Origin of the sequence: Streptomyces sp. NBC_01506, from assembly GCF_045040295.1 — a bacterium.
Classification (GTDB): domain Bacteria; phylum Actinomycetota; class Actinomycetes; order Streptomycetales; family Streptomycetaceae; genus Streptomyces.
Map to the genome: position 1 here is coordinate 1038667 of NZ_CP109422.1, position 12083 is coordinate 1050749.

Consider the following 12083-nt stretch of genomic DNA (forward strand, 5'->3'; position numbering starts at 1 on the left):
GTACGACGCGCGTACGACCCACACGGGAATCGCCGGACGGGCCGCGCGTGCGGCCCGTCCGGCGATCGAGGATGAAGCAGGACGACTCAGACCAATTTGGCGAATTCGATGAATGCGATGAATTCGACGAGTTCGATGAGTTCGGTGAGTTCGGTGAATCAGCTATAGACGCCGAACTCGTAGAGCGAGTACCCCCACGCGGTGCCGCGCTCGGTCGCGTTCACCCGGACATAGCGGGCCTCACCGGTGACCGCGATGTCGTCGATGCCTCCGTCTCCGCCGGTGACGGTCCTCACCGTGCTCCAGTCCTGTCCGTTGTCGGATGTCTGGATGGTGTAGCTCTTGCCGTACGCGGCCTCCCAGGCGAGTTGCACATGCTTGAACGCGGTCCGCGCGCCCAGATCCACCCGGATCCACTGCGGGTCGGACCAGTCGCTGGCCCACCGGCTGCCGAAGTCGCCGTCGACGGCGTTGGCCGCCGGGCAGGGGCAGCCGACGCTGTCGGGCTGGAAGGACGACGCCGTCGCGGGCTTCCCCTTGGCCACGTTGGTGCCGTCGACGGGCGGCGGCACGACCTTGAAGGACTTGGTCTCGATCCCCACGTTGCCCTTGCCGTCGGACGCCTTGATGTACACCTTCCACACGCCGAGCTTGTCCGGCGCGGTCACGGTGAAGTCCCCGTTGCCCTCGGCGGTGAACCGCGCCGGGGTCAACTGCCCGCTGTTGTCTATGTACTTGCTGTTGACCAGCACTTCGTAGCTCAGCGCGTCACCGTTCGGGTCGGTGACGTCCGAGGTGACCTTGAACGGGCGTCCGGCCGGTACGGACGTGGCGCCGTCGACGGCCATGTTCGAGATCACCGGCGGCTTGTTGTCGCCGGCGGTGCTCCTGCCGTACGCCTCCTTCACCGCGTAGTACGACAGCCGTTTCTGGCCCGCCGGGAGCAGGTTGAACCAGACGCCGCCGAAGTCGTACTCGGTGCCGTAGTGGAAGAGTGTCGCCCCGAGCGCGACGCCCTGGTGGCCGGTGACGCAGTTCCAGGCGTCCTTGTAGCCCTGGGCCTTCGCCACGTCGGTGGGCTCCGACGCCACACCGTTGACGTCGTCGTCCACCTCCCACTCGCCGGCGGGGCCGCCCTCGGTGACGATGTAGGGCTTGGTGTAGCCGCCCGCGTTCCAGGTCTCCTCGATGTTGCACACGTCGGCGTAGGAATTGACCGCGTACAGGTCGAGGTCGGGCGAGTTGCGCTGGTAGTAGGGCCAGGCGCCGGTCCACGCGTCGGTCGAGGTCACCGGGTGGTTCGGGTCGACGGAGTGGATCTTCTTGGCGATCTCGTTGACGAAGGTGGTGTACGCGTTGCGCTGCTGCTCGAGCGCGTCGCCGCTGTAGCAGTTCTGGAGACCCAGTACGGACTCGTTCCCGACGTTCCACATCAGGACACCCGCGTGGTCCTTGTAGGTCTCCACCCATCTCGGGAACTCGGCGAGCATGTCGTTCTTGTACTGCGTGTCGGTGAGGTAGTTGACACAGCCACCGCTGCCGGGCCCGCCGCCGGGCTGGAGCCAGAATCCGGCGATGACCTTGACGCCGTTGGCGGCGGCGGAGTCGAGGAGGGGTTTGGTGGTGCCGTCGGTGCCCCAGGTGCGGATGGTGTTGACACCCATGGAGGCCACGTCGGGCATGTACCTGCTGGCATCGGCGACGGACGGACCCCAGGTCAGTCCCTTGACCTGGTACGGCGCTCCGTCGACGGTCAACTGCCAGGCGCCCTGCGATCCGGTGACCTTGACGACGCTGCCGGCGGCGTGCGCGGGCTGGGCGGCCGGGAGGGTCACGGCGAAGGCGGCGAGAAGAGTGGTGGCGGCGACCGCTGCCATGGCGCGCAGTCGGCCGGGCGCGAATCGTGGAAGGAACCGTGGGAGGAGTCGTGAATCGCTCATGAGTCACCTGAGGGGAGAGTGCGGGCGGGGGGCGGGGGAAGAGTGGGAGAGCGCTCTCCCATCAGGGCGCGGTGCATCCCGGCGGGAGAGCGGTCCCGGTTACGGCAGTTCGTAGTCCTCGTTCAGGGCCGCACCGGCCTGAGGGTTGTTCTGGTCGTAGCCGCGCGCGTCGCACTGGAGACCACCGACAACGCAGTGGTCGACCATGGCGCGTAGCGTGGCGTCGTCCCAGGCGTTGAAGAAGTCGTAGTGGAACGAGTGCCCTGTCCCACTCGCGAGTCTCACCTTGGACATGTCCCCGTTCACCGGCCAGGCCATCTTGAACTCGACCATCGGCAGCGCCACCGGGTGCGACGGCGGGCAGACGTCCTGGTTGGCGCCCTGGACGAGCGGATAGGCCATGTGGGCCTTGTGGTCGGGGGTGTCCAGATACTTTCCGTCCCAGCAACTGGGCGCCTGGAAGCGGAGGTTGAGCTGGACATCAGGGGTGGTCGGGCAACTGGCCGGGAATTCGGTGTTGTTGTACGACTCACCGCACTCCCAGCCCTCCACCCAGCCCGGGTGGTTACGGAACTGCTCGGCCGTCTGGGTCGGACTGCCGACGACGAACCGCAGCCCCTTCGGGAACGGCCGGACGGTCCGGTAGTCGGTGACTCCCGCCTTGTAGTAGATGGTCTGCGGACCGATGGGCCGTACCGGCTGGTTGTCGTTGAGCAGGGTCGGCATCCAGTACGCGGACCGGTCGCCCGGCGCCTTGCACGCGGTGGTGCCGGCGTCCAGCGAGGCCGTGGTGCTGTTGGCGTCGGTGGTCCTGTTGCCCATGAAGGTGTGGTCGTGCGACGCGCCCGACTGACCCGGGTAGACGATCGGGTCGTCCGGCCTGGTGTGGGTGACGTCGCAGTTCGCCTGGAACTCGTGGAAGTAGCGGTGCGGCGGGATCTCGGCGGACGGTTCGACGCCGGTGACCGGCGGGTTCGCCGGTATGTAGCCGTCGCCGTCGGGATCGTCGCCCGACGGGACGGGGACGGCCGGCGGCATCTTGTGTCCCGCGTGGGACGCGGCCGTGGTGGAGCGGTCGGTCTTGGGATCGGCGGTGGCGGTGTCCGTGATCGCGGTCAGCCCCATGGCCACCAGGGCCAGGGCGGTGAACACGAGCAACGCGGACACCAGGGTGGATCTGCGAAGTCTTTCAGCCATGCGGACCTCCATGCCGCTCTTCGTCCGCATACGCGCCGTATGCGGTGGGGGGAGAGAGTGGTACTGGACGGTGCACCGCGGACAGCGGCTCCCGGAACCGGGCCCGGGGACGTCAGGAACATCAGGAACGTCTGAACGTCAAAAACACCGGGATCACTGCGGGAGAGCGCTCTCCAAAGCCAGGCCAGTGTTACGCCGCCGCTGAGAGAGTGTCAATAGTTGGTGAATCCTCTCCCCTACCTGCCGGAAGGGGTTTCCTCTCCCGGCAAGGCTGTTGTGGGGGTTTGTGGCTCACGCCGACAGGTTGACTGTGCGCTGCCGGGCGGGTCGACCACCGGCGGCCCACTCCGAGCCGGGGCTCAGCAGGCGCCCACGGAACGGTGAGCCCATGAGATCATCGCGTCCGTAACACCTGCGAGTCTTGGCGCCGTAGTCCCGCCGAGCACCGGCTGAGCGGCTTGACCGGGAGACACCGCACTGCCGCACTTGGGGGGGGTAGGCATGGGGTACGAAGCGATGACGGAAGTGCGCCGGGAACGTACGCGTACCGAGCGACTGACCGAGGGACTGACCGTCGCTCTGGCAACGGTCCTCTCGTTCGGCCTGCTCCTCGGCCCGGCGGTCGTCTTCGGCGCCACCGCCTGGCACCTGGTCACGGACAGCGGTACCACCGGGTTCAGCCGATTCTCGGCCCCAGCGATCTTCCTCGCCCTCCTGGTGCTGCCGCTGGTCCTGGCCCGTCTCGTGTTCCGCTCGGCCCGGCGCAAGGGCAGGGAGCGGCTGACGGCGGCGGCCCCGGCGGCGCTGACGCTGCTGGGCGCGTCCGTCGTTCCGTTCGCCGTTCTGTGTCTGATCTTCGGATACGCCGACTGACCTCCGGTCACGCCCGTCCGGGCCGAACCGGACAGGCCGACGACGCCGAGGAGGAGGAGAAGGAGGCCGCGGGTGCCCCGGCCGTCTCCCCGAGCTGGTGCAGGATTTCGACGGAGAGCAGGTCCTCCTTGCCCTTGAAGGCGTCCGCGACCACCGGATCGGTGGGGAAGACCAGTTCGGCCGAGACACGGTCCTGAACGATCCGGGCGAGATTGTCCAGTGCGAGGAAGATCGGGTCGCGGGGGACTTCGATGGTCGGCAGGTCGATCAGGTGGGTGGCGACCTTCGCCGGATTCATACATCGCCTGATGATGATCGAAGCCTGGTTCAGCTCGGACGTCGTCCAGATCGACAGCACGACCGTGTACAGGTCCTGCCACGCCTCCTCACCGATCGTGGACCGCCACTTGCGCATAAGACCTTCCACACCGGAGATCTGCGCCGCGGCCGCGTACTTCATGTTCGTGCGGATACCTGGATACGTCCTGCCCGAGAACTCCTCGAACGACGCCATGTCGAATGTTCCGCTTCGCACGGAACCTCGGATGAACGTGAGTGATTCGTCGAGGATCTTCCCGCAGGAGATTTCCAGCTCCCGCGGCAGATCGGCCTCCCCGAGCCGCCGGCGCGCGGTGGTGAGCGTGGCGGCGTACTCCTTCAGCGGGCTGATCCAGCCGGCCGTCCCTGGCCCCTCGAACGCGACCATGTCCAGGTCGTGGGGGTCGATGCGGTGGGCGTTGGGGAGGTTGGGCACCTTGTCGCTCAGATACGCGGCGATGATCGAGAAGATCCCCTGAGGTACGTGGCTGACCGACTTCGCCAGCTCGAACAGCTCGGGCACCGGGGTGGCGGATTCCTGTGGGCTCCCACCGTGGATGAGAGTGAACTTGCCGCCCGTGGCGTCGTTCTGGACGACGATCACCGGACTCAGCCGACTGATCAGTTCGGACTTGAGAGCGGCATAGCTCGCGCGCATACCGACGTTGGTCGCGCGGATCGCGTCACGGGCCGTCAGCTCGGCATCCGTGACGGCCGCGCCCGCCGCCCGCGTGGTGGCGGAGGCCGGCGGGGTGATACCGAATACCGTCGCGGCACCGGCCACCGACACTCCGTCGATGAATCCTCTGCGTGTGACCATTCTCTGTCCTTCCACACTGTGCGCGGGGCGGTGCCGCATCGGTCACGACCGGCGCAGTGAGGTCATACCTTCACAAACGACGTCCGGTGTAAACGGACACGTGGCCGCGTCCGGGCACGGTGGCTGCCGCTCAACAGCCCGGCACCGAAGGACAGTTCACAGCTCGTCGGCCGGTCGGCCCGTCGGCCGGCCGGCCGGTCACAGCCAGCCGCGGCGGGCCGCCTGCCAGGCGAGTTGCATCCGGGTGGTCGCTCCGGCGAGGTCCATCATGTGCTGGATGTGGCGCTGCACGGTGCGCCGGCTCAGGCCCACCTGGGTGGCGATCGCCTTGTCGGCGACACCCGCCACGAGCAGTGACAGCAGCCGTCTGTCGATGGAGGAGAGCGGGTCGGGCGCTCCGGCGCCGTCCGTCCCGGTGACCGCTCCGGAGTCGTCCACGTCCAGCGGGACGGCGTCCTCCCAGTAGCGTTCGAACAGGGCGATCAGTGCGGCCAGGAGGCTGCTGTCCCGGACCAGCGCGGTGGTCGGTTCGTCCGGGCTGCCGTGCGGTCCGCCGGGAACCAGCGGGCAGATGGCGATGGCACGGTCGGCCACGGCCAGGCGCAGCGGCAGGTGGGGCACGGATCTGGCCATCTCCCCGGCGCGCACGCCTTCCACGACGTTGTCCACGGCGCCCTCGTCGTCGAAGAAGGCCTTCTCGTACAGCACCCGATAGGTCACACCCCGGCCCAGCGCCTCGAATTCGGCGTTGTTGCTGCCCGAGGGCATGGCCACGTACTGGGCCTTGCAGAACCAGAGCATCTCGTCGCGCGCGCTCGCCTGGATCTGCCGCAGGTGCTGGCGCAATGCCTCGCCGCCGGTGATGACTTCGATGAGCCGGCCGGGGTCCTGACGGCGTGTGGTGTCCCGGTAGGTCTCCAGGAGACTGGTGACCTCGATGCGTGCGAGGTCCAACGCGTCCGCTTTGCGCTTGAGCTGGGGCGTGAGCGCCACGTCGGGGGGCGTCGGCCGGTACTGGTGCGGCAGGCCGTCGGTGTGGCTGGCCATGCCTTTGGCGGCGAGATCGGTCAGTACGTCACGGGCTTGCGCGACGTCCAGCCCGAGCCGGTCGGCGACGTCGGCGGCGGTGAGCAGACCGGTCGTTATCAGCAGCCGGTACACGGCTTCCTCGACTGCTGATACCCCGGCGGCCTCCAGCGCCACGGCGCCCTCCTGAGACCTTGGCCCCCATGCGCTCACATCCACGCACCTTCGAATAATTCATACCGTACTGCATCGTGTGTACCGCACACCGGTGGGCGGGGTGCGTCTCGCCGCCCGCCCACCGGTGCTCAGAAGAGAACTCCTGTCCCGCTATCCGCGCTGGAGGTAGGCGCGTTCGACGGTCTGCCGGACACGGTTGCCCGAGGAGTCCTCCGCCGTGACGCGCAGCGTTACGTACGTGTCGCCGCGCTGCCGGTCCGGTCCGCCGATCTTCGCGGAGAACGTGCCCGCGCCGCGGTTCTTGACCGTGGCCCGTTCCCAGCTCTTTCCGTCGTCGTGACTGGCCTCGACCTTGACGCTGACACCGCGCGGCGCGGCCAGTGCGTCCTGGTTGCGGACGGTGAGCCCGATCGTGTGCGACCGGCCGCGGCCGACCGCGTTGTCCGCGTCGACCGGTACGTCGTAGTCGAGTTGGAGCAGCGGCAGCGTCGCCGTCTTGCCCGCGGCGCCGGAGCGGAACGACCACGACGTGTCGGTGGCTGTCCCGTAGGCCCACTCGGGCGAAGTCCGGGACGTTGTCAGATCCAGTCGGTAGTCGGCCGCGCCGGACGGCACGGTGAAGTCCGTCCAGGCGCCGTCGGCCTCGTCGGTCTTCTTCCCGTCGCGGTACAGCACCGCCGCAGCAGTGTCACCCGATTCCCGGGCCGCCGCCGTATCCGACGAGCCGATCCCGCCCCCGCCGGCGAGCAGCCGCGACCGGTGGCCGGCCGTCGAGTCGGTGAACTCCGGGATCCGCAGCGACAGTACGTTCCCCTCACGGACCGACGGGGTCGCCGTGCCGCGCGGAATGGACGGCCGGGAAACGGCCCCCTGCCAGGTCTCGGCCACTCGCTCGCCCGGCCGGTAGGTGCGACGCGTGTCGCCCAGGCCCACGTTCAGCGGCATGTCGGCATCGTAGGTGGTCTCGTAGTGCACCAGGTGGTGCCAACTGGTGTCTCCCGAGCTGACGTACTCGGTGCGTTCGAAGCCGGTCGGTACGTCGCGGGTGTACTGATTCCAGGTGAAGTCCTGGTACGGGCGCCGGGCGAAGCGCTGTTCGGACGCCCACGGTGAGCCGCCGTTGTCGGCGTACGTGCTGCGTACGACCGCGCTGTTGCGCTCGGACACCGTGTGAACCACGCGATCCGGGATCCGCTGCGAGGACACCTGCATCACGTCGTAGAGGTACGGGCTGCGCGCGGTGCCGGTGAACCGCACCGTGGTGGAGCGCTTGTTGATCCGCTTCAGCAGCTCGGCGCCCGAGCCGGCACTGATCCGTACGGTGGGCAGCGCCAGCCGTTCGCCGACCGGCCGCCAGCGGGTCCAGGCGATGTCGTCGAAGTGGACGATCATCACGCCGCGGGCACCGGCGGCTGCCGCCTTGTCGACCAGTTCCCGTTCGTTCGCGCCGTCCTCGTCGGTGAGGACGGCGAGTTTGCCGCGTACCTTGCCGAACTCCGGGGCTCTCGCGTCGCCCGCGTCGACGGCGGTCAGCCGCTCGCCCTTCTCGTCGAACAGGGCCGAGCTGGGCATGTAGTACGCGCCGAGGTCGAGATCGGTGCCCGGCACGGCCGTTTCGAGGAGAGGCGCGGCGAGTTGCCAGCGGGAGGCGAACTCGAACGTGCCGTCCGTGACGGCCGGGGTGGGGCTGACGTACAGGCGTTTGGCGACGTCGAAGTACATCGTGCCCTGGATCAGACCGCGTCCGTCGATCCTGCGGTACGTCTGGTAGCTGATGATGCCGCGCTGTTCGGCGGGGCGGGGTGTGCGGATGTCGACCAGGGTGGTGCGGCGTGCGTCGAGGCTGACGGCCATGTCCTTGGTGACCTTCACCTCGGGCAGGACGACTTGGCGCAGCTCCTCGCCGTCCCGCGCCTTGTCCAAGGTGGCGTAGTCGAGTTGGTAGGTGCCTTCCTCGACCTCGGCGACGGCCGGGTCGAGGCTGGTGTACGCGACGAATCCGTCGGCACCCCAGATCGTCGGCAGCGCCTTGATCCGTTTGCCGTCGCGGTCGTAGGTGTTGACGGTCAGCTTGTGGACGGGGCCCTGGACGACCAGGCTCAGTGTGGTGTGGACGGGGGCCGAACCGTCCGACGGGGTCGCGGTCACATGACCGTAGTAGTCACCCTGCGCCGCACGGACGGGGTCCACGGTGAGGGGTACCTCGGCCGTCGAGCCCGCCGGGACGCGTACGGAGTCCGAGCCCGTACGTACGGCGCCCTCGGCCGGTTCGCGACCGCCGCTGGTGGCCAGCTTCGTGGTGAGTGCGAGCGTGACCTCCTTGTCGGAGGTGTTGGTGTAGCGCAGTGTGCTGGTGCGGGTTCGGTCGTCTCCCGCCTCGAAGGGACCGAGTGCGACGGTGCCGGTGGCTGCCACCGGGCCGAGCGCCGCGGCGGCGACGTCGATACGCCCGCCGCCCTGTTCGGTGACCCGCTGACCGGCGATGATACGGGCGGTGCTGATCAGCGCGTCCTTGATCTGCGCCGGCGACCAGTCGGGATGCCGCTGGGCCAACAGGGCCGCCGCTCCCGCGACATGGGGAGTGGCCATCGACGTCCCCGACGCCGACGTATGAAGCTCGTCCACCGGGTCACCCATGGTGGTGCCCGCCGCGCGGGCCGCCACGATCCCGACGCCGGGGGCCGTCACATCGGGCTTGACACCGTTGTTGCCGGGGCGGGGCCCGCGGCTGGAGAAGTCGGCCAGCGAATCGTCCCGGTCCACCGCCCCGACCGTCAGCGCGGCATCCGCGGCGGCGGGTGAGCCGATGGTCCCCGTCCCCGGGCCGCTGTTGCCCGCGGCCACGACGAACAGCGCGCCGCTGCTCTCGCTCAACTCGTTCAGCGCGAGGCTCATGGGATCGGTGCCGTCGCTCGGAGAGTCCGAGCCCAGGCTCATGTTGACGACCTCGGCACCCTCGGCCGCGGCCCACTCCATCCCGGCGATGACCTGCGACTCGCTGCCGTAGCCGTCGTCGCCGAGGACCTTTCCGACCATCAACTCGGCTGCGGGGGCGACTCCCTGGCGAGTGCCGTCCGACGCCTTCCCGCTGCCGCCGACGGTGGCGGCCACGTGCGTACCGTGCCCGAAGCCGTCGCCCGTGCCGGAGCTGCCGGAGAAGTCCCGGGCGGCGGCGACTCGGCCCGCGAGGTCGGGATGCGTCTGGTCGGCACCGGTGTCGAGGACGGCGACCTTGACGCGCTCACCCCGCAGACCGGTCTTCCATACGTCGGGGGCGCCGATCTGGGCCGTACTGCGGTCGAGGGACGGGCTGACGCGCCCGTCCAGCCAGATCTGGGGCACCGCGTCGGCGGCGGCGCTGTTCATGGCCTGCCCGGTGGGCGCCAACTGCTTCCAGAACGCGCCGAGGTCGCCGCGGGGGACCTGTACCGCCTGGGCGTCGATGCTCGCCAGCCGCCGGGTGGGGGAACCGTCGTCGGCGAAGGCCGTGAGCCGCTTCACCGCGGCACCCGCCGCCTTCCCGCCCGCACCGCCCACGATCAGCGGGAGCGCGCTGGTGTGCGCCTCGTCGTACCGCTGGGCGACGAGCGCGGTCACGTCGAACAGCTTGCGGTCCAGCCGGCCGGCGGCGACCAACTCCCCCGCGTCCGACGGCAGAACGGTGAGATGGCCGTCCTGCTCGAGCGTGCGGAAGATGATGCCTCGGCGACCCGCTCCCGGTTCGACCGAGACGACCGGCCCACCGTCACCGTCCGTACCGAGAGTGACCCGGTCACCGGTGATCAGGCGCACAGTGGCACCGCCCGAACCGGCCGCCGCAGACGCGCCGCTCGCCGCTGATCTGTCCTTGTCCTGTACGTCACCGGGAGCCGCCGACACGGGCGCCACGGCGCCGGCGGCCAGGGTCAGTCCCACCGATATTGCCGCCACGAGGCGGATCCGTCTCATCTGGTCCCACGCCTTCCGTTGTGCGAAGCGAGAAATTCATCTGCTGCACAGAATCCGTTGGCGGCGGATGGGTGTCACTGAATTCCGGTGGCACAGGTGGGACATGTCCCAACGACGACACGCGCCTCGACAGCCCCGTCCTGCCCGGCCGGAGGACCGATGGCCCATCCGGACGGCCCCGCCGCCCAGGAGACGGACGGGCACGACGCGTCCGGCCCGGAATGCGAAAGAATGCGCGCGGCTTGAAGATCGATGAACAGCCCAGTCCGCCGGTACGTATCCCTACCGCCGGACGAGGCACATCCGACGGAGACCCAGGAGCACACGCATGAGTGGTACTGCCCAGATCGGCGTCACCGGGCTCGCGGTGATGGGCCGCAATCTCGCCCGGAACTTCGCCCGCAACGGCTTCACCGTCGCCCTCCACAACCGCACGGCGTCGAAGACGCACGCCCTGGTCGAGGAGTTCGGCGACGAGGGCGCCTTCGTGCCCGCCGACTCGGCGCGGGAGTTCGTCGCCGCGCTGGAGCGCCCGCGCCGCCTCGTCATCATGGTGAAGGCCGGCGACGCGACCGACGCCGTGATCCAGGAGTTCGCGCCACTGCTCGAAGAGGGCGACGTCATCATCGACGGCGGCAACGCGCACTTCGCCGACACCCGCCGCCGCGAGAAGGAACTGCGCGAGCGCGGCATCCACTTCGTCGGTGTGGGGATCTCGGGCGGCGAGGAGGGCGCGCTGCACGGACCGAGCATCATGCCCGGCGGATCGACGGAGTCGTACGCGTCACTCGGCCCGCTGCTGGAGCGCATCGCCGCGAAGGCACCGGACGGCACTCCGACGGTGGCCCACATCGGCCCTGACGGCGCCGGGCACTTCGTGAAGATGGTGCACAACGGCATCGAGTACGCCGACATGCAGTTGATCGCCGAGGCGTACGACCTGCTGCGCTCGGTCGCCGGCTACTCCCCCGAGAAGATCGCCGAGACGTTCCGGACCTGGAACACCGGGCGGCTCGACTCGTATCTGATCGAGATCACGGCCGAGGTGCTGGCCCACCGGGACGCCGCGACCGGCAAGCCCTTCGTGGACGTCGTCGTCGACCAGGCCGAGCAGAAGGGCACCGGGCGCTGGACGGTGCAGATCGCCCTCGATCTCGGGGTGCCGGTCTCCGGCATCGCCGAGGCGGTCTTCGCACGCTCGCTCTCCGGGCACGGCGGGCTGCGGGACGTCTCGCAGACACTGCCGGGCCCGACCGCGACGACGCTGAGCGAGGACGAGGCGGCGCGCTTCGCGGACCGTGTCGAGCAGGCGCTGTACGCGTCGAAGATCGTGTCGTACACCCAGGGCTTCCACCAGATCCAGGCGGGCAGCGAGGAGTACGGCTGGGACATCGACCTCGGGTCGGTCGCCGCGATCTGGCGTGCGGGCTGCATCATCCGGGCGGCGTTCCTGGACCGGATCCGCGGCGCGTACGACGCGCAGCGCGATCTGCCGAGCCTGCTGGCCGACAAGCAGTTCGCCGAGGAGATCGGCGCGGCGCAGGACGACTGGCGCGAGGTGATCGCGACGGCGGTACGGCAGGGAGTGCCGACACCGGGCTTCGCGGCGGCGCTCTCGTACTACGACGCGCTGCGCGCGCCGCGGCTGCCCGCCGCGCTCACGCAGGGGCAGCGGGACTTCTTCGGCGCGCACACCTATCGGCGTGTGGACCGCGAGGGCTCGTTCCACACGCTGTGGGGCGGGGACCGCTCCGAGGTCGCCGGCTGAGCGGGGTCCGACGACC

7 protein-coding genes are annotated in these 12083 nt (G+C 69.3%); 2 read left to right on the forward strand and 5 right to left on the reverse strand.

The features are described from left to right. Positions 1-158 precede the first annotated feature (158 nt). Together OG329_RS04165 and OG329_RS04170 are read right to left on the reverse strand one after the other, a co-directional pair. Positions 159-1877, reverse strand: a complete 1719-nt coding sequence (locus OG329_RS04165) for a discoidin domain-containing protein (protein ID WP_405792903.1) — start codon at positions 1875-1877, stop codon at positions 159-161. 162 nt (positions 1878-2039) lie between these two features. Beyond that, a complete protein-coding gene (locus tag OG329_RS04170; RefSeq protein ID WP_405792905.1) occupies positions 2040-3137 on the reverse strand; it encodes a DUF1996 domain-containing protein in 1098 nt (365 codons plus the stop codon). 501 nt (positions 3138-3638) lie between these two features. Here OG329_RS04170 and OG329_RS04175 point away from each other — a divergent pair. Further along, positions 3639-4010, forward strand: coding sequence for a hypothetical protein (locus tag OG329_RS04175; RefSeq protein ID WP_405792906.1), 372 nt, complete (start codon positions 3639-3641; stop codon positions 4008-4010). Positions 4011-4017: 7 nt separating this feature from the next. Here the strand turns inward: OG329_RS04175 and OG329_RS04180 are convergent, their stop codons facing one another. From OG329_RS04180 to OG329_RS04190, 3 genes are all read right to left on the reverse strand, one after another. Beyond that, a complete protein-coding gene (locus tag OG329_RS04180; RefSeq protein WP_405792908.1) occupies positions 4018-5148 on the reverse strand; it encodes a twin-arginine translocation signal domain-containing protein in 1131 nt (376 codons plus the stop codon). A gap of 198 nt (positions 5149-5346) precedes the next feature. Further along, the gene (locus OG329_RS04185; protein ID WP_405792909.1) at positions 5347-6351 is read right to left on the reverse strand and encodes a helix-turn-helix domain-containing protein; all 1005 of its coding nucleotides are present in this window, start codon (positions 6349-6351) and stop codon (positions 5347-5349) included. Between the two features lie 150 nt (positions 6352-6501). After that, complete coding sequence (locus OG329_RS04190) at positions 6502-10299, reverse strand: S8 family serine peptidase (RefSeq protein ID WP_405792911.1); 3798 nt, start codon at positions 10297-10299, stop codon at positions 6502-6504. A 328-nt stretch (positions 10300-10627) separates the two neighbouring features. On the opposite strand from OG329_RS04190, the gene gndA reads away from it, so the two are divergent. Then, entirely contained in the window at positions 10628-12067 is a 1440-nt protein-coding gene (gene gndA, locus OG329_RS04195) for an NADP-dependent phosphogluconate dehydrogenase (protein WP_405792912.1), read from the forward strand. Positions 12068-12083 lie beyond the last annotated feature (16 nt).

Excerpts from the sequence above, each read along its gene's own strand:
- OG329_RS04165 (WP_405792903.1), bottom strand. The coding sequence starts at position 1,877 with ATGGCAGCGGTCGCCGCCACCACTCTTCTCGCCGCCTTCGCCGTGACC.
- OG329_RS04170 (WP_405792905.1), bottom strand. The coding sequence starts at position 3,137 with ATGGCTGAAAGACTTCGCAGATCCACCCTGGTGTCCGCGTTGCTCGTG.
- OG329_RS04175 (WP_405792906.1), top strand. The coding sequence starts at position 3,639 with ATGGGGTACGAAGCGATGACGGAAGTGCGCCGGGAACGTACGCGTACC.
- OG329_RS04180 (WP_405792908.1), bottom strand. The coding sequence starts at position 5,148 with ATGGTCACACGCAGAGGATTCATCGACGGAGTGTCGGTGGCCGGTGCC.
- OG329_RS04190 (WP_405792911.1), bottom strand. The coding sequence starts at position 10,299 with ATGAGACGGATCCGCCTCGTGGCGGCAATATCGGTGGGACTGACCCTG.
- gndA (WP_405792912.1), top strand. The coding sequence starts at position 10,628 with ATGAGTGGTACTGCCCAGATCGGCGTCACCGGGCTCGCGGTGATGGGC.